We start from the raw sequence: 17366 nt of genomic DNA on the forward strand, positions 1-17366 counted from the left end.
TTCACCAATTGCTTAGATTACCTTGTAAGGGCTGCTCAATTGGTAGGCTACCTGAAAAGATCAGATAAAAGATCACATGCTTACTCGGCCAAGTCGTCGATGCTGTTGGCTACTTGTTCCAGTTCGCCGCCGTCGCTCGACTAGAGGAAGACGGCTTCGCCGAGCTGTTGCGGGGATTCGGGCAATAGGAGCAGGAAGTCGCCGCATTGATTGTCGCCAATCAGCACGGCTTGGGTGGGGAAACCATGCCAGCTTTCCCGGGCAGAGGCGGTTTCTTTGGCAATGTGATTGCAGGTTCGGCGCAGGCGTTTTTTATCGGAGGTGTCGAATACGGGCAGGAGGGTGAAGCTGCTGTCTTCGTTGTCGGGTTCGAGCAGGATTTCGCCGCCGTTTTCGGCTGAGAGCCTGGCTTTGAAGCGGGGAGGGAGCTGGATGCCGAGGGCTTGTTCGGCGGCTTGGATATATTTGGGCTCTACGGGGAAAGGCATGTGTTTGTTCCGATGTGGTGGATGGAATGTTGAGCCGGATTGGGCATAAACGCCACACTACTTTTCAGGTAGCCATCATCTGTGGTGAGGCTACCTGAAAATCAGTCGGGCTGCCGGATTTGGTAGCCTGAATTATCCCATGTTTCGGCAGAATTGATGTTTCAGGTAGCCTCAAGCGGGATAAAAGCTACCTGAAACTGCTCAACGCTATTTGCGCCAATAGGCGGGGGTGAAGAGCATGAACACGGTGAAGATTTCCAGGCGGCCGAGCAGCATGACGGCGGCGCACAGCCATTTTTGCACGGCGGCTAGTTCGGCGTAGCTGCCGGCGGGGCCGACGCTGCCGAGACCGGGGCCGGCGTTGGTGATGCAGGCGGTGGCGGCGGTGAGGGCGGTAACAAAATCGAGGCCGGTGGCCATGAGGGCGAAAGTGGCGAAGATGATGGTGAGGAAGTAAACGGCGGTGAATACGAGCACGGTCATGGCGGTGCGCTCGGCGATGTGCATGCCGTTGATTTTTACGGTGTGCACGGCGTTGGGGTGCAGCAGCAGCATCATTTCGCGCAGGCTGAATTTAAACAATACGATGGCACGGATGGTTTTGAGCCCGCCGCCGGCGCTGCCGGCGTTGGAGAGGATATTGGCGAGGAAAAACATCCAGAGGGACACGGGCAGCGGCCAGGCGGCGAAGTCGGTGTTGGCGTAGCCGTTGGCCAGGCCGATGGAGATGAAGTTGAAACCGACGAAGCGCAGGGATTGCGACCAGTCGGGGTAGAAATCTTTGTGCCACAGGTAGAGGGCGCACACGATGATGCTGGTAATCAGGGCGGTAATCATCACGCTTACTTCGGTGTCGCGGCGGTAGACGTTGAGGCTGCGTTGGCGGAAGGCGTAGTAGTGGTTGGTGAAGTTGATGGCGGCGATGACGCTGCCGACAGACAAAATCATTTCGATGGGCACGGAATCGAAATAGGCGATGTTTTGATCGTGGGTAGAGAAACCGCCCAGGCCGAGGCAGGACATGGCGTGGCATACGGCATCAAGCCAGCTCATGCCGGCCAGGCGCAGGGCGAGGCAGGTGATGAGGGTGAAGAAAACGTAAATCAGCCAAAGGTTTTTGGCGGTTTGGGAAATGCGGGGGGCGAGCTTGCTGTCTTTGTGGATGCCGGGGATTTCGGCTTTGAAAAGCTGGGTGCCGCCCACACCGATCATGGGTAGGATGGCTACAGCCAAAACGATGATGCCCATGCCGCCCACCCAGTTGAGCAGGTGGCGCCAGAAATTGAGCGAGGGGGGGAAGCTGTCGAGGTTGGTGAAAACGGTGGCGCCGGCGGTGGTGAGGCCGGAGATGGCTTCGAAGAAGGCGTCGGTGTAGCTGATGCCGGGCAGATACCAATAAAACGGCAGGGAGGCGACCACGGCAAAACCCAACCACAGTAGGAAAACGAGGGTGAAGCCGTCGCGGGTGCGCAGCTCGCGCTGATGGCTGCGGGTGGTGAGCCAGATGATGCCGGAGGCGCAGATGGTGGCGGCAGCGGTGTCGGCAAACACCCAGAAGGCGGCGTCTTGGTAGAGATACGACACGAACGTGGGCGCCAAGAGCAGCAGCGAAAACACGAAACCGAGGCGGGAGAGGACGTGGGCGATGGGGGCGAGTTTGTAATACATGGTGGTGTGGTTTCAGGTAGCCTGTGCGGCAGGTATTGTACCTGTTTTAACGGGATAGCATAGAGGCGGCTGAAGCTACCTGAAAAATAGCAGGCGGGGTGCTTTAGTTTATCCTACGGTTTGTTTTTATTCATATTCACGATAAAACGGTAAAGGCTACCTGAAAGCGGATACGGCGGTTTCAGGTAGCCTGCGGCATGGGCCAACGGGCGCGGCTTAAGCGCGTTTCGGATCGTTGGGGCGCAGTTCGGCCGCCAGTTTGTCCAAAATACCGTTGACGAATTTGTGGCCGTCGATGCCGCCGAAGGTTTTGGTGACTTCAATCGCTTCGTTGATGATCACGGGGTAGGGCGTTTCCGGCATATCACGCAGCTCGAAGGCAGCGGCCAGCAGCACGGCGCATTCGATGGGGCTGAGGTCTTTTTCGTCGCGGTCGAGCAGCGGGCGGATAATCTGCATCAGCTCTCGGCGTTTGGCCTGCACGCCGAAGAAAATGGCGGTGAAGAGCTCGTTGTCGGCCTTGGCGAAGTATTCGTTTTCGCGGATGTTTTTGGCTACTTCGGCATCGGGCAGCTGGTTGAGCGCGGCCTGATACAGCGCCTGCACGGCAAATTCGCGTGCGCGGCGGCGCGGGGTGCGGTTTTTCGGTTTCATTACTCGGCTTTCTGAAATCAAGGGCTACACGATGGCATTGGGCAGGCTGTTGCCGGCCGGATTGAGGCGGCGCAGCAGGTTGGCGCATTCCACCGCCACCACAGCGGCTTCGGCGGCTTTGCTTTGGATGCGCGCGTGGGCTTGTTCGTCGTTTTCGGTGGTGAGGACGGCATTGGCGATGGGGATGTTGAAATCCAGCCCCACGCGGCTGATGCCGGCGGCGGACTCGTTCGACACCAATTCGAAATGGTAGGTTTCGCCGCGAATTACCGCACCCAAGGCCACCAGCGCATCAAAGCTGTGCGACTGCGCCATATTTTGCAGCGCCAGCGGCACTTCCAGCGCGCCGGGCACGGTGGCTACGGTGATGTTGCCGTCGGGTACGCCCAGTTCCACCAGTTTTTCAGTGCACACTTCAAGCATGGCGCTGCCGATTTCGTTGGAAAAACGGGCTTGTACGATGCCGATATTCAGGCCTGCGCCGTCGTGGTTGGGGGGGATGATGGTCATGTCCGCTGCTCCGTTGTAGTGAAATAAGCAAAAGCGGCATGCGCCGCAAAGAAAGCGGATTTTACACCAAAGCGCACGTTTTGGGGCTGTGAAGGAAGATGGCTTGCGTTACAATGGCGGCGTTTTGCTCCACTTTTCAGGTAGCCTCCCATGCCAACCATCACCCTTATCGCCGCTGTGGCGGACAATCGCTGCATCGGCAGCGGCAACGCCATGCCCTGGCATATTGCCGAAGATTTCGCCTTTTTCAAACGCTACACCTTGGGCAAACCCGTGGTGATGGGGCGCAAAACTTGGGATTCGCTGCCGAAAAAACCCTTGCCCGGCCGCCGCAATATCGTGATTACCCGCCAGCCGCTCTGGCAGGCCGAAGGCGTGGAACGTGCCGACAGCTTAGATGCCGCGCTGGCCGTGCTGGCCGACGTGCCCGAAATCATCATCATGGGTGGCGCACAGATTTACGCCCAAGCCCTGCCGCTGGCTACCGATTTGCGCCTCACCGAAGTGCGCTTGGATATTGACGGCGACGCCTTCTTCCCCGCCTTTGACCCCGCCGAATGGCAGGAGGTTGAACGCAGCAGCCATACCGCTGCCGCCAACGGCATCCGCTTCGATTTCGTGCACTACCGCCGCGCCCGGCAGGCTAGCTGAAAGATCGAGGCTACCTGAAAAATGCTGTACCGCCTGATCGAGCGCCATTGGCAAACGCCCAACCCGCTGCTCACGCCGATTTTATGGCCGCTGGCGCGGCTGTTCGGCCTGTTGGCGGCGCGGCGGCGTGAAGGCTACCTGAAAGGTCAGCGGCACAGCGAAAAGCTGCCTGTGCCGGTGGTGGTAGTGGGCAATGTGCAGGCTGGCGGCAGCGGCAAAACCCCCGTGGTGCAGGCCTTGGTGCGTGCCTTGCAGGAGCGCGGCATCCGCCCCGGCATCATCAGCCGTGGCTATGGCCGCAGCGGGCAGGGTGTGCATGTGTTAAACAACCAAAGCACTGCCGCGCAGGCCGGCGACGAACCGCTGCTGCTGCATCGCAGCACCGGCGCTCCTGCCGCTGTTGGCAGCCGCCGTGCCGAAGCGGGCAGGGCGCTTTTGGCCGAGCATCCCGAAGTGCAAATCATCGTTGCCGACGACGGCCTGCAACACTACGCTCTGCAACGCGATTTCGAGCTGGCCGTGTTCCCCGCCGCCGATGTGGGGCGGCCGCTGGATTTGCTGCCCAACGGCAATTTGCGCGAGCCTTTGCAGCGCCTGGAAAGCGTAAACGCCGTGCTGCTCGCCAACAGCACGCCCGACAGACCCGAGCCGGATTGGGCGCTGCCGGATAACGTGTTGCTTTGCCGCAGCCGCCTGCAATGCGGGCAGATTTACCGTCTGCACCGCCCGCACGAACCCTTGCCTGAAGGCTACCTGAAACAGCGCAGCGTTATCGCCGCCGCCGCCATCGCCAAGCCCGAACGTTTCTTTGCCGAACTGGCGAGGCTGGGCATCGAAACCGAACGGCAAATGGCCCTGCCCGACCACGCTGCTTGGCAGATTGCCGATTTGCCCGCAGCCGACTGCTACATCGTCACTGAAAAAGACGCAGTGAAGCTCGCCGCCGACACCGCGCAGGAAGTATGGGTATTGCCCGTGCGCGCCGAACTGCCGGAAGCCTTAGTGCAGGCCGTAATCCGCCGCTGCCTGCCGGATAGGGAACAGGCTACCTGAAAACGGAAAGGCTACCTGAAAACAGCGGCACGGCGGGCCGCGCGGAAAAGTTTCGGGCAGCCTCACAGCGCAAGCAGTTTTGCCAACAGGCGTTCGCGCCCGATACCCGCCGCGCCGACCCAACCAACCGGAGACACCAAACCATGGACAAAAAATACCTCGACCTCCTCGTTTGCCCGCTCACCAAAGGCACGCTCGAATACCATGCCGGCCGCCAAGAGTTGTGGAGCCGCCAAGCCAAGCTGGCCTTCCCCATCCGCGACGGCATTCCCATCATGCTGGAAAACGAAGCCCGCCCCCTCACAGAAGAAGAGCTGCACGCATGAGCACCCCGTTTACCGTCATCATCCCCGCCCGCCTGGCTTCCAGCAGGCTACCTGAAAAAGCTTTGGTCGATATTGCCGGCAAACCCATGGTGGTGCGCGTGGCCGAGCGCGCCAAGCTGAGCGAAGCGCAGCGCATCGTCGTGGCCACCGACCACACCGCCATTGCCGCCGCCTGCTCCGAATACGGCATTGAAGCCGTGCTCACCGGCAAACAGCACACCAGCGGCACCGCCCGCCTGGCCGAAGCCGCGCTGCTGCTCGGCATGGCCGATAGCGATATTGCCGTGAACGTGCAGGGCGACGAGCCGCTGATTGATCCCGCCCTCATCAACCGCACCGCCGAATTGCTCGGCAGCAGCAGCGCCCAAATGGCCACCGCCGCCCACCCGATTGCCGACGTGGCCGAATTTCTCAACCCCAACTGCGTGAAAGTGGTGCTCGATCAGCGGCGCAACGCCCTTTATTTCAGCCGTGCCCCCATTGCCTGGCCGCGCGATGCCTTCGCCGAAACGCAAGCCGTGCTGCCCGAAGGCTTTGCCCCGCTGCGCCATATCGGCCTGTATGCCTACCGCGTGGGCTTTTTGCACCAATACGTCGGCCTGCCGCCCTCGCCGCTGGAGAGCATCGAATCGCTCGAGCAGCTGCGCGTGTTGTGGCACGGCGGCAAAATCGCCGTAACCGTGTGCGACAACGCCCCCGCCGCCGGGGTGGACACCGCCGAAGATTTGCAGCGCGTGCGCGATTGGTTTGCCCGACATCCCGAAGAGGCTAGCTGAAATACCATTTTCCAGTGTCGCTACAGTATTGCATCTCCTAATGCATTGCTTCGCCAATAGTTTCAGGTAGCCTTCTCATGCCAAGCAGGCTACCTGAAATCAAAATCTGCCTAACAAAGAAACGAATATGACCACACCCGACAACACCGTCCGCCTTTCCAAACGCATGGCCGAGCTCGGCCTCTGTTCGCGCCGCGAAGCCGATGCCTATATCGAGCGCGGCTGGGTGAGTGTGAACGGCGAGAAAGCCGTGCTCGGCCAAAAGGTGGGCGAGGGCGACCGCATCGAGCTGCACCGCGCCGCGCACGAAGAACAGGCCGGGCGGGTGACCATCCTGCTGCACAAGCCCGTGGGTTTCGTGAGCGGGCAGGCCGAAAAAGGCTACCGCAGCGCCGCTGAGTTGATTACTGAGGCCAACCATTGGCCGGAAGACCGCAGCCCGCAAAAGTTTAAAGCGGCACACCGCCACGGTCTCGCCCCCGCCGGCCGGCTGGATATCGATTCGGTCGGGCTACTAGTGCTCACGCAAGACGGACGCGTGGCCAAAAGCCTGATCGGCGAAAACAGCGGTGTGGAAAAAGAATATCTGGTGCGCGTGAAGGGCAAACTTTCCGAAGAAGGTCTGCGCCTGCTGAACCACGGCTTGAAACTGGACGGCGAAGCGTTGCGGCCGGCCAAGGTGTCGTGGCAAAACCAAGACCAGCTGCGCTTTGTGCTGAAACAGGGCAAAAAACGCCAAATCCGCCGTATGTGTGAGCTGGTCGGGTTGCGTGTGGTGGGGCTCAAGCGCATCCGCATCGGCAAGGTGAAACTCGGCGCGCTGCCGCCGGGGCAGTGGCGCTATCTAGCGCCGCACGAGCGGTTTTGATTGAAGATAATTGAATAAGGCTACCTGAAAAGCGTGTGTGGTTTACGCTATGTTTCAGGTAGCCTTTTGTTGTGGCCGGGCTGATTCATCAGTTTTTGGCTAATTCAAAATATTTCTGCATCACCAGCAGGCTGGTGATCAGTTCTTGCCTGCTATTGAAGAAGGGCTGCATATAGGCGTTGGCGTTGCGGATGATGCGTTCGGCGGCATCGGGGTGTTGCTGGTAGAAGGCGAGTTTTTCTTCGAAATCGCTGTAGTCGGGCTGGAGGTGGACGTAGTGGACTTCAGGCCGCAGCAGGCCTTCCAGCAGCCAGGTTTCGTAGACGGGGGTGGTCATGAAACAGAGGGATCGGGAGGCAAGTATCCATTTGAGGTTGGTGGCGACGTCGTTGCCTTCGATGCTGAGGATGTATTTGTATTGCAGCTGTTGGCCTACGCTCATGAAGCTGCGGTGGTAGGGCTGGCCGATGGATTGTTTGTGTACGCAGCCGACGTCGCACTGGGGATGGTCGTGGTATTGTTGCAAGAAGCGCAGGCGCTGCTCTTGGAAGGCGGCGCCGCGCCAGACGAGTTGGTTGCGTTTGGCGGCAAAGGGGGTGCGGTCGGGGTAGATGTAGAAGTGGCGCACGCTGTCGAGCTTGAGCAAAACGGAGTGTTGGTTGTCGCTCCGGATGGGGCGGCTTTTCACGAAAGCGGGCTGGGCGGGAATGTGGGTGACGTCGCCGAATTCGTAGGCGAAGCGGGCTTCTGCCGGGAAGTAGCGTAGCAGGGCGGCGAGGTCGTAGTAGTAGGCGGAGGTGTGGCTGCCGCGTTTGAAGTTGCCGGCTTGGCCTACCGGGGTTAGGCTACCTGAAAGGGTAAACGGCTGGTTCTGCCGGTTGCAGTAGTCCACGCGCTGCCGGATTTGCTGCTGGGTTTCGCTCGGGAGGCGGGCAAACTCGGCTAATACGGGCTCGATGGATTTGGCGAGCAGGCGGTGCGGCAACAGGCCGAAGGGGCTGTGGCGGGTGTAGTAGGCGAGTTTGTGCAGGCGGCGGTGGTAAATGCCGAGGTCGATGGGCATGGCGGTTTAGCGGGGCTGCATCAGTTGTTTGGCTTCCTGGCGTTTGAGCTTCCAGCCGTGGGAGCAAATGGGGCAGGTGAGGTAGTATTTTGATTCCATGCGGAACAGGGGGATGAAGAAGAAGGTAAATTTGGTGTAGGCATTGGTGATGTGTAGATTAACGCGGTTGTTGCAGTGGCCGCAGATGCAGCTCTCGCCGCTTTCGCCAAGGTCGTCGAAATAACCTTTGCTGCCCCAGATGAAGATCATGTTATTTTCCCTTTATACATAGATGGTTATATGTGAAATCTAGGCCGGCACGTTGCGGCCGGCCCGGCTGGTTTGCTTATACGATTTCGGCTTTGGTGATGACTACGGGTTCAACCGGCACGTCGTCGTGGTAGCCGTGGCGTTTGGTGGACACGCCTTCGATGGCGTCAACGACATCTTGGCCTTCTACCACTTTGCCGAATACGGCGTAGCCCCAGCCGTGCAGGCTTGGGGAGGTGTGGTTGAGGAAGTCGTTGTCTTTGGTGTTGATGAAGAATTGGGAGGAGGCGCTGTGCGGGGCTTGGGTGCGCGCCATGGCGAGGGTGTATTTGTTGTTTTTCAGACCGTTTTGGGCTTCGTTCTTAATCGGGGCGCGGGAGGGTTTTTCCTGCATGTTTTCGTCCATGCCGCCGCCTTGAATCATGAAGCCTTTGATCACGCGGTGGAAAATAAGGCCGTCGTAGAAGCCGTCTTTCACGTATTGTTCGAAGTTGGCGGCAGTTTCGGGGGCTTTTTCGTGGTCGAGCTCGATGCCGATGGTGCCGAAGTTGGTGTGGAGTTTGATCATGTTTATTGTCCTGTAATTAGGTTGGAGAAAAGGGACGAGGCTACCTGAAAAACGGTTTGGGGTTTCAGGTAGCCTTTTATGCGGAGTTATTGCTTAACGGCTTCGATTTGGATGTTCAGCTTCACTTGATTGCTGATCACACCTTGCAGGAAGTTCATGCCAAACTTGCTGCGGTCGATGGTGGTGCTGAAATCGCCGCCACACACTTGGGCGTTGAAGCGCTGGCTGTGGTAGCAGTTGAAGCGGTCGGCATTGAGGCGTACGGGGTGGGTTTGGCCGAGCAGGGTAAGGCGGCCGTCCACGCTGGCGAGTTTGCCGTTGCGGAAGTTGAAGCGGGTGGATTCAAAGCGCATGCTGGGATATTGGGCGGCGTTGAATAGGTCGGCAGAGGCGAGGTGGTGGTCGAACTGTTCGTTGCCGCTGCGCAAGTTGGCCACAGGGATGTCGATTTTCACGCTGCCAGTTTTGGCCTGTGGGTTGTATTCCACCGTGCCGCTGAGGTTGTAGAAGCCGCCGGTGTTGGTGCTGGTGTTGAAGTGGTCGATAGCAAAACGGGCGTTGGCATGGTGGCTGTCGATTTTATAGGTGTCGGCCTGGGCGCTGCCGAAGGCGGCGGCAAGAATAGCAAGGGCAAGGGTTTTTTTCATACGATCACACTCCTAATACGTTGGGGTTATTGCGAAAGAACCCGCACTTGGCGGATAACGACTGGCGTGCGCGGCACGTCTTGATACATATCCACGGTACCGGTAGGAATGCCGGCGATTTTGTCCACCACTTCCTGCCCGGCGGTTACTTTGCCGAACACAGCATAGCCGTAGCCGCGCGCGGTGGGGGCGGTGTGGTTGAGGAATTCGTTGTCTTTCAGGTTGATGAAGAACTGGCTGGTGGCGGAGTGCGGCTGGGCGGTACGCGCCATGGCGATGGTATAGCGGTTGTTTTTCAGGCCGTTGGCGGCTTCGTTATCGAGAGCGCGACGGATGGGGGCTTTTTCGGCCATTTGGGCGGTGAGGCCGCCGCCTTGAATCATGAAGCCGGGAATCACACGGTGGAAAATAGTACCGTTGTAAAAGCCGCTACGGGCGTAGGCGAGGAAGTTTTCCACGGTTTTCGGTGCACGGGTTTCATCCAGAGAAAGCTCAATATTGCCTTGGCTGGTTTCAAGCAACACGCGGGTTTCGGCATGGGCGGCGAGGGCGGAGCAGCCGAGTGCGGCGGCCAGGATGAGTGTGCGGAACGGTTTGTTCATGATATTGGTTTAAGATGTGGAAATGAATAATGGCGTTAGGGTAAAGGCTACCTGAAAATTTTGCAAGCACGGCTAAAGCACTTCTGCCTGCTGCGTCAGCAGGCGTTGCGGTATTGCTCATGCTGTTTGCAACTCCTCGCCCGGCAAGAAGTAAAGAACGGCTTCCGCTGCCATAGATGCCGGCTATGGTGAGAAGGGTTGTTTTAAATACAGAAAGCATTGATTGTGTTAAAATCGCCCGCTTTTTATATTCTAATTTTCCGCAAAGGCGCACCCATGATTTCCACTTCCGGCATCACCATGCAGTTCGGCGCGAAGCCGCTGTTTGAAAACGTCTCCGTCAAATTCGGCGAAGGCAACCGCTATGGCCTTATCGGCGCGAACGGCTCGGGCAAATCCACCTTCATGAAGATTTTGGGCGGCGATTTGGAGCAGACCAGCGGCGAAGTGGCGATTGAACACGGCGTGCGCTTGGGCAAACTGCGCCAAGACCAGTTTGCCTACGAAGACATGCGCGTGCTGGACGTGGTGATGATGGGGCACACCGAAATGTGGGCGGCGATGACCGAACGCGACGCGATTTACGCCAACCCGGAAGCCACCGAAGAAGACTATATGCACGCGGCAGAACTGGAAGCCAAGTTTGCCGAATACGACGGCTACACCGCCGAAGCGCGCGCCGCCGAATTATTGAGCGGCGTGGGCATTGCCGAAGAGCTGCACAACGCTACCATGGCGGAAGTTGCGCCCGGCTTCAAGCTACGCGTGCTGCTGGCGCAAGCCCTGTTTTCCAAACCCGACGTGCTGCTGCTGGACGAACCGACCAACAACTTGGACATCAACACCATCCGCTGGCTGGAAGGCGTGTTGAACCAATACGACAGCACCATGATTATTATCAGCCACGACCGCCACTTCCTGAACGAAGTCTGCACCCACATGGCGGATTTGGACTACAACACCATCACCGTTTACCCCGGCAATTACGACGACTACATGCTGGCCAGCGCCCAATCCCGCGAACGCGCGCTGAAAGACAACGCCAAGGCAAAAGAGAAACTGCAAGAGCTGCAAGAGTTCGTCGCCCGTTTCTCTGCCAATAAATCCAAAGCCCGACAAGCCACCAGCCGCTTGAAGCAGGCCGACAAAATCAAAGCCGAAATGGTGGAAGTGAAACCGTCCACCCGCCAAAACCCGTATATCCGCTTTGAAACCGACGAGAAAAACAAGCTGCACCGCCAAGCCGTGGAAGTGGAAAACCTGGCCAAATCGTTCGACAAAACCCTGTTTGAAAAACTGTCTTATATCTTGGAAGCCGGACAACGCCTCGCCATCATCGGCCCCAACGGCGCGGGTAAATCCACCCTGCTGAAACTGCTGGCCGGCGCGTTCGACGAAAAACTCTCCGACATCAAACCCGATGCAGGCTGCATCAAATGGGCGGAAAAAGCCACCATCGGTTACTACCCGCAAGACCACGAAAACGACTTCGACGTGGACATGGACCTGACTGAATGGATGCGCCAATGGGGGCAGGAAGGCGACGACGAACAAGTGATTCGCGGCACGCTCGGCCGCCTGCTGTTCGGCAGCAACGACGTGGTGAAAAAAGTGAAAGTGCTCTCCGGCGGTGAAAAAGGCCGCATGCTCTACGGCAAACTGCTGCTGTTGAAACCCAACGTGTTGATTATGGACGAACCGACCAACCACATGGACATGGAAAGCATCGAATCGCTGAACATGGCGCTGGAAAAATACAAAGGCACGCTGATTTTCGTGTCGCACGACCGGCAGTTTGTGTCTTCTCTCGCCACGCAGATTATCGAGCTGGATGGCAAAGGCGGATATGAATATTATCTAGGCGATTACGAGAGCTATCTGGCGAAAAAAGGGATTGAGTAAGACAAGTGCAGGCTGCCTGAAAAAAAGCAGCCTGCACTTTTTCAAAACACATGGAGACCGATTGGATGGCATATTTGGAATACCGCGATGAACAATCCGAAAAATTCTGGCAAATCAATATAGAAGGATGCAGCCACACGGTTACTTTCGGACGCATCGGCACGGAAGGGCAGAGCAAAACCAAAACCTTTGCCAGCACGGAAGAATGCGAAAAAGATGCCGCCAAGCTCATCCAATCCAAAAAAGCCAAAGGCTATGCCGCGCCGGGCGAAACACCGCAGCCCAAAGCCACTGCCGAAAGCCTGCTGCAACAACGCTTTGCCTTGTTAGACGGATATGACGGGCTGTTTGCCGAGGCAACGCTTTGGGGCAACGCCGTCCCCATCGTGCTGGATGCCGATGAATTGTTAGACGAATACGACGGCGACGAAGACGCGCTTTACGACCCCGCCGCCGTGGAAAAGCTGTTCAAAAACAAAATCCCGTATAAAAAGATTGAAACGGTGCTGAAATGGATTGAAAAGAACCGCAAAAAGATTATCTATTTCGCACTGGACTGCGAAAATTTTGTTGATGCATTCAACGATTGGGTCGCCCAAGAAATCGCACAGAAAGACAAAGCCGTCCTGTATGACGGCACAGTTTTGACTGCCGAAACGGACAGGCAGGCCATCATCGACAGCATCTGCCTATCCGGCATATCCTTATGGGTGGATTTTGACGACAAAACCGTCAGCGATTTCAGCATCGATTTATCCACTGAGCAGCCCAACTATTTCGGCGGGCATACGCTTACTATCGAGGTGGACGAGGACAAAGAAATGTCCTTCGGCGGCATGAACGGGTAAGGCGGTAACGATATTTGAGGCTACCTGAAAATCGGCAAAGCGGTTTTCAGTTAGTCCATGGGTTAATCAGTTAAAACGAAAGAAAAAGAGAAAGTATGTTCACACTCAATGGGTTTGGCACCACGTTTGTCGGCGAATGCGATTATGAGCCGGACGGCACTTGCATCACCACAGCATGGATTGTGGCTTTATGGGTACCGCTGATTCCGCTATATAGCGCGCGGGTTTTGTCGATAGAGTCGACCATACTCTCCGGCGCGAATTATTAAATCATCAAGCAGCCGGTGCATTGGGGTCAGGCTCGGCGGATATGGGGCGTTTTTTGGAAACAAACCATAGCGCAGGCCTGGAATCGGCTCAAGCTTGAGGCTACCTGAAAATCGGTAAGGCGGTTTTCAGGTAGCCTGTAGCTGAAATATTTTCCATACAGGCCAGTCAAGGCTGTATGCGGCACTTTGGTTATGCATAGTGCAAATCAAACGGGACGGTTGTTTAAAACCGTCCCGCCATTTTTTGGCTGCCTGCCTGTTGTAACTGCCTTTGCCTTTCTTTTTGCGTTCCGTTTTGTGCCGGAACAGATTGGAGCGCACCAGCGCTTTGAGTGCGTTATCACGTATTTTGCCTTTATTAAGTTGATGTACCATAGGGCTTTCCTTTTGTTTTGTATCTTGAATTGTTAAACCTATCTTTCTCATTTCAGCAAGTAATTCTGGTGTCATTCGGCATCTCTGCTACTCCCTGATTACGCTGTCAATACCTAGTTAAAGGACAAATATCCATAAACGAAAGGGTTGCCCGAATATTTTCAGGCAACCCTTTATCAAACCGTTTTTTCAACAAGCCATCAATACCAGCCGCGCAGCTTCATCGCTTTTTCAACACGGCGGATACTCATCATGTAAGACGCGGTACGCAGGTCCACATCATACTCTTGCGCCAGATTCCAAATATCGCGGAACGCGCGGCGCAGGACGACGGTTTCTTTTTCCTGAACTTCGTCAAATTCCCAGTAATAGCCTTGCAGGTTTTGCACCCATTCGAAATAGGAAACGACTACGCCGCCGCAGTTCGCCAGAATATCGGGCACAACCAACACGCCGTTTTGACGTAGGATGGCATCGGCTTCGGGTGTAGTTGGCCCGTTTGCGCCTTCGACCACGATTTTGGCGCGGACTTTGCCCGCGTTTTCGGAAGTCAGTTGGTTTTCCAAAGCACATGGGGCAAGTACGTCCACATCCAGTGCTAAAAGCTCGGCATTGCTTATTTCCTTGCCGTAACCCGCTTTGTTGGTGATAAAGCCGTTGGTTTGATACTCTTTGAACAGGGCCTCCATATCCAAGCCGTTTTCATTGTAAATGGCGACATCAACAGTGGAAACGGCAACGATTTTTGCACCGGCTTTATGTGCGTAATAACCTGTGTGATAGCCCACATTGCCGAAGCCTTGAATAGCGTAGGTTGCGCCTTTAACGTCTTTGCCGAGTTTTTCCAAAGCTTGGACGGCGGCGAAATTCACGCCGTAACCCGTTGCTTCGGTACGCGCCAAAGAGCCGCCGAATTCGACCGGTTTGCCGGTGAACACGCCCGGCGCGGATTTTTTAACGACGTTTTCGTATGCATCGACCATCCACGACATGATTTTGCCGTTGGTGTTCACATCGGGGGCGGGAATATCGATTTTTTCGCCGATGAGCGGAGAAATAGCTTCGGCGTAAGCGCGGGAAATGCGTTCCAACTCTGCTTCGGAGTAATCGCGCGGATCCAAAGTAATGCCACCTTTGCCGCCGCCGTAAGGAATACCTGCGACACAGCATTTGATGGTCATCCAAATCGACAGAGCTTTGACTTCGTCAAAATTTACATTGGGATGGAAACGCACGCCGCCTTTGTAGGGACCGACGGCGTTGTTGTGTTGCGAACGGTAACCGGTGAAGGTTTTGACTGTGCCGTTGTCGAGTTTGACGGGGAAGTTGACTTCCAAGGCGCGTTGCGGATTTTTCAGGATTTCATACACCGCAGGGTCGGCATTGAGCCGGTCGCAGGCGGTTTTCACCTGTTTGCGGGCGATTTCGAACGGATTCAGGGTTTCTTTTGCAGCAGATTGGGACATTTTTCCTCCTTCTCATGTTGGGTTGAGCTAAAAGGGCTTGCGGTCGTAACTATAACCAATTTCCAAACAAAATATAATAGAGTGTGGCCAATAATTGAAAAATATATTCATTTGTATAGGGTTTTATTTTCCCCAGTTTTTCAATATTTGTTTTTGACGGCCGATGGGTATGTCGGAATGAGCGGATTTAATAGGGATGTTGATGGTACGAATCAGCGGAATTTCAAACAAGCTATTTTTCAATGGCTGTATATGAAATGATAAATAGATAGTTGATAATGCTTAAAAACGGAAGGTTTGCATCGGTGGCAAGGCGGTGTGGCGATGTCGGCACATTACAAAACATGGAGCGTTGAAAAAGCTACCTGCACAGAATGGGAGGTGGGCAGGGAGGGCTGAGGCGATTATCAGTGTAGCGATACAAATCAAAACGGGACGGTTGTTCAAAACCGTCCCGCCATTTTTTGGCTGCCTGCCTGTTGTAGCTGCCTTTACCTTTCTTTTTGCGTTCCGTTTTGTGCCGGAACAGATTGGAGCGCACCAGTGCTTTGAGTGCGTTATCACGGATTTTGCCTTTATTGAGTTGATGTGCCATAGGGCTTTCCTGTTGTTTTGTATTAAAACGGGCGCGGATTGTAGCCTGCCGGTTAGGATGGGGCAAGGGGGGCAGGCTACCTGAAAATTGATGTTGTTAAGCAGAGGGGATATGATGCTGCAGGGTTTTGCATTATTGCTTTACGGTACTTTCAGATAGCTTTATTGAGGAAATAACACAATGGAAAATCATGATTATCTTTCCTGTCGTAAAGAGATACGGGAGTGGGAGTTTGGCAGAGGCTTGTTAAACGGGTGGGCTACTGTGTTTGGTGCCGCGGCGTTGCTCACTATTCTTGGACGGATAGTTTTGCTATCTGGGCAATATCGAATAACGGTATTGCACTTGGGTATCTTGCTGCTGCTTGCCTTAGCGGTATGCAGGCTGGTGTGGTGGCGGTGGCATGGCAAACGTACCGGACCACGCGAGTTTGTGCGTTTAGAGGAAGAGGGTATCCGTTATTGTTTATCGGGTGCGGGCGAAGGTTTTGTGGCTTATGAATGGTTGCAATTTGTGAATTTGCGGGGCGGAAACTTTCCCAACAAATTGTTATTGCAATACCGTATGCCGGAACAGGCCGGCGTAGTGCCGCAAACGCTCAGTTTGAATTTGAATCGGATTAAGCCGTCGTCTGCAGCCGGAAACCAGGTGTGGCTTAACAGCGCGGGGAATGCTTTGGAATTGGCGGAGGAAATCAGAAATCGCTGTCAGCCGGGGCAGCTGTATGGCAAATTAATGTATTGATTGCTGGTTTGGCGTGGTGCTGTATTTTTCAGGTAGCCTTTGCATGAAAAAGGCTACCTGAAAACTTAAATGCTTAAGCACTTTCTTGCTCCAGCACAAACCTAGCGCCTTTGTCTTGCGCCAAGAGTTCGGCGAGGGCAGGCAGGTTGGCGGCGAGCTGTTCGGCCAGCAGATAGGGCGGATTGATAACGAACATGCCGCTGCCGTGCATACCGAAGCCGTCGCTGCGCGGGGCGTGGGCATGCAGTTCGGCTTGCAGCCAATGGGTAGCGGGCAGTTTGTGCAGTTCGGCGGGCAGTTGGCGGCTTTCTTCGCGCGAAAGGCAGGGATACCACAGCAAATAGCAGCCGGTGGCAAAGCGGCGCAGGGCGGCCTGTAGGGTTTTGACTACTTGACGGTAGTCTTGCTTTTGTTCGTAGGGTGGGTCGATAAGAACCAAAGCGCGGCGCGTTGGGGGCGGCAGGAGGGAAATCAGACCTTGGTAGCCGTCGCTTTGTTTGGCGATGATGCGGTGGTCGGCGCGGGTGTTTTCCTGCAGCAGGGCGAAGTCGGCGGGGTGCAGCTCAAACAGGCGCATTTTGTCGCTGTCGCGCAGCAAGCTTTGGGCAAGGCGGGGCGAGCCGCAATAGAAATCGGGCGTGGGCAGGATGCTGTGCAGGTGTTGGCGGAATTGTTCCAGCTCAGCGGGCAGGGCGGGCGCGGCGAGCAGGCGGCTGATGCCTTGTTGGTGTTCGCTGGTTTTTTGCGCGGCATCGTCTGCCAGCCGGTATAGGCCGGCGCCGCTATGGGTGTCGATATACCAATAAGGCTTGTCTTTGCGGTTGAAATAGCTGAGGGTGAGAAACAGGATGAAATGTTTGAGCATGTCGGCGTGGTTGCCGGCATGGAAGACATGGCGGTAGCTGAGCATGGGGTGGCGCTGAGTTGGGAAAAGCGGCATTTTATAGCGGGTTGGTTGGCTTCCGCTACTTTGGCTAAATATTGCAGATAAAAAAAGGTGTGGCAGTCGGCCACACCTAAACACACACACATCAAGAGGAAAAT

Annotated in this window: 22 protein-coding genes; 9 read left to right on the top strand and 13 right to left on the bottom strand. The window is 55.9% G+C overall.

Annotated features, from left to right (window positions below):
• Positions 1–140: 140 nt before the first annotated feature.
• From CKV94_RS09235 to ribH, 4 genes are all read right to left on the bottom strand, one after another.
• Positions 141–488 carry an SMI1/KNR4 family protein gene (locus CKV94_RS09235; protein WP_003821855.1) on the bottom strand — a complete coding sequence of 116 codons (348 nt, stop codon included), beginning with the start codon at positions 486–488 and terminating at the stop codon, positions 141–143.
• A gap of 207 nt (positions 489–695) precedes the next feature.
• Positions 696–2156, bottom strand: a complete 1461-nt coding sequence (locus CKV94_RS09240) for a TrkH family potassium uptake protein (RefSeq protein WP_003821853.1) — start codon at positions 2154–2156, stop codon at positions 696–698.
• A 216-nt stretch (positions 2157–2372) separates the two neighbouring features.
• Entirely contained in the window at positions 2373–2810 is a 438-nt protein-coding gene (gene nusB / locus CKV94_RS09245; RefSeq protein ID WP_003821852.1) for a transcription antitermination factor NusB, read from the bottom strand.
• Between the two features lie 24 nt (positions 2811–2834).
• A complete protein-coding gene (gene ribH, locus CKV94_RS09250) occupies positions 2835–3320 on the bottom strand; it encodes a 6,7-dimethyl-8-ribityllumazine synthase (RefSeq protein WP_003821850.1) in 486 nt (161 codons plus the stop codon).
• A gap of 150 nt (positions 3321–3470) precedes the next feature.
• Between ribH and CKV94_RS09255 the strand changes: the two genes are divergently transcribed.
• From CKV94_RS09255 to CKV94_RS09275, 5 genes are all read left to right on the top strand, one after another.
• Positions 3471–3971 carry a dihydrofolate reductase gene (locus tag CKV94_RS09255; protein ID WP_003821846.1) on the top strand — a complete coding sequence of 167 codons (501 nt, stop codon included), beginning with the start codon at positions 3471–3473 and terminating at the stop codon, positions 3969–3971.
• A 21-nt stretch (positions 3972–3992) separates the two neighbouring features.
• Positions 3993–5024: a tetraacyldisaccharide 4'-kinase gene (gene lpxK, locus CKV94_RS09260; protein WP_003821845.1), complete on the top strand. Its 1032-nt coding sequence runs from the start codon at positions 3993–3995 to the stop codon at positions 5022–5024.
• A 143-nt stretch (positions 5025–5167) separates the two neighbouring features.
• Positions 5168–5350, top strand: coding sequence for a Trm112 family protein (locus CKV94_RS09265; protein WP_003821842.1), 183 nt, complete (start codon positions 5168–5170; stop codon positions 5348–5350).
• Positions 5347–6126: a 3-deoxy-manno-octulosonate cytidylyltransferase gene (gene kdsB, locus CKV94_RS09270; RefSeq protein WP_003821840.1), complete on the top strand. Its 780-nt coding sequence runs from the start codon at positions 5347–5349 to the stop codon at positions 6124–6126. The genes CKV94_RS09265 and kdsB overlap by 4 nt, the downstream gene beginning before the upstream one ends.
• 127 nt (positions 6127–6253) lie before the next feature.
• On the top strand, positions 6254–6994 hold the full coding sequence (locus tag CKV94_RS09275) for a pseudouridine synthase (protein WP_003821838.1): 741 nt from the start codon (positions 6254–6256) through the stop codon (positions 6992–6994).
• Between the two features lie 88 nt (positions 6995–7082).
• On the opposite strand, the gene CKV94_RS09280 is transcribed toward CKV94_RS09275, so the two are convergent.
• From CKV94_RS09280 to CKV94_RS09300, 5 genes are all read right to left on the bottom strand, one after another.
• On the bottom strand, positions 7083–8057 hold the full coding sequence (locus CKV94_RS09280; RefSeq protein ID WP_003821837.1) for a glycosyl transferase family 90: 975 nt from the start codon (positions 8055–8057) through the stop codon (positions 7083–7085).
• A gap of 6 nt (positions 8058–8063) precedes the next feature.
• Positions 8064–8306 carry a zinc-ribbon domain-containing protein gene (locus CKV94_RS09285; RefSeq protein WP_003821836.1) on the bottom strand — a complete coding sequence of 81 codons (243 nt, stop codon included), beginning with the start codon at positions 8304–8306 and terminating at the stop codon, positions 8064–8066.
• A gap of 76 nt (positions 8307–8382) precedes the next feature.
• The gene (locus tag CKV94_RS09290; RefSeq protein WP_003821835.1) at positions 8383–8874 is read right to left on the bottom strand and encodes a peptidylprolyl isomerase; all 492 of its coding nucleotides are present in this window, start codon (positions 8872–8874) and stop codon (positions 8383–8385) included.
• Positions 8875–8960: 86 nt separating this feature from the next.
• Positions 8961–9521: a YceI family protein gene (locus tag CKV94_RS09295; protein ID WP_003821834.1), complete on the bottom strand. Its 561-nt coding sequence runs from the start codon at positions 9519–9521 to the stop codon at positions 8961–8963.
• Positions 9522–9547: 26 nt separating this feature from the next.
• Complete coding sequence (locus tag CKV94_RS09300) at positions 9548–10123, bottom strand: peptidylprolyl isomerase (RefSeq protein ID WP_003821833.1); 576 nt, start codon at positions 10121–10123, stop codon at positions 9548–9550.
• Positions 10124–10399: 276 nt separating this feature from the next.
• Here CKV94_RS09300 and CKV94_RS09305 point away from each other — a divergent pair, with 276 nt between their 5' ends.
• The 3 genes from CKV94_RS09305 to CKV94_RS11230 all read left to right on the top strand — a co-directional run bounded on the left by CKV94_RS09305 (position 10400) and on the right by CKV94_RS11230 (position 13142).
• The gene (locus CKV94_RS09305) at positions 10400–12025 is read left to right on the top strand and encodes an ABC-F family ATPase (RefSeq protein ID WP_003821829.1); all 1626 of its coding nucleotides are present in this window, start codon (positions 10400–10402) and stop codon (positions 12023–12025) included.
• Between the two features lie 65 nt (positions 12026–12090).
• The gene (locus tag CKV94_RS09310) at positions 12091–12873 is read left to right on the top strand and encodes a WGR domain-containing protein (RefSeq protein WP_223417301.1); all 783 of its coding nucleotides are present in this window, start codon (positions 12091–12093) and stop codon (positions 12871–12873) included.
• A 95-nt stretch (positions 12874–12968) separates the two neighbouring features.
• Positions 12969–13142 carry a hypothetical protein gene (locus tag CKV94_RS11230; RefSeq protein WP_003821825.1) on the top strand — a complete coding sequence of 58 codons (174 nt, stop codon included), beginning with the start codon at positions 12969–12971 and terminating at the stop codon, positions 13140–13142.
• Positions 13143–13268: 126 nt separating this feature from the next.
• Here CKV94_RS11230 and CKV94_RS11500 read toward each other — a convergent pair whose 3' ends face one another.
• From CKV94_RS11500 to CKV94_RS09325, 3 genes are all read right to left on the bottom strand, one after another.
• Entirely contained in the window at positions 13269–13517 is a 249-nt protein-coding gene (locus tag CKV94_RS11500; protein WP_023886342.1) for an alternative ribosome-rescue factor A, read from the bottom strand.
• A gap of 200 nt (positions 13518–13717) precedes the next feature.
• Positions 13718–14983, bottom strand: coding sequence for a Glu/Leu/Phe/Val family dehydrogenase (locus CKV94_RS09320; RefSeq protein ID WP_035579715.1), 1266 nt, complete (start codon positions 14981–14983; stop codon positions 13718–13720).
• Between the two features lie 361 nt (positions 14984–15344).
• Entirely contained in the window at positions 15345–15578 is a 234-nt protein-coding gene (locus tag CKV94_RS09325) for an alternative ribosome-rescue factor A (protein ID WP_003821815.1), read from the bottom strand.
• Positions 15579–15758: 180 nt separating this feature from the next.
• Here CKV94_RS09325 and CKV94_RS09330 point away from each other — a divergent pair, with 180 nt between their 5' ends.
• Positions 15759–16322 carry a hypothetical protein gene (locus CKV94_RS09330; RefSeq protein WP_003821813.1) on the top strand — a complete coding sequence of 188 codons (564 nt, stop codon included), beginning with the start codon at positions 15759–15761 and terminating at the stop codon, positions 16320–16322.
• A gap of 73 nt (positions 16323–16395) precedes the next feature.
• Here CKV94_RS09330 and CKV94_RS09335 read toward each other — a convergent pair whose 3' ends face one another.
• A complete protein-coding gene (locus CKV94_RS09335; protein WP_035579854.1) occupies positions 16396–17232 on the bottom strand; it encodes a 23S rRNA (adenine(2030)-N(6))-methyltransferase RlmJ in 837 nt (278 codons plus the stop codon).
• Between the last annotated feature and the right edge of the window lie 134 nt (positions 17233–17366).

Source organism: Eikenella corrodens (assembly GCF_900187105.1).
Classification (GTDB): domain Bacteria; phylum Pseudomonadota; class Gammaproteobacteria; order Burkholderiales; family Neisseriaceae; genus Eikenella; species Eikenella corrodens.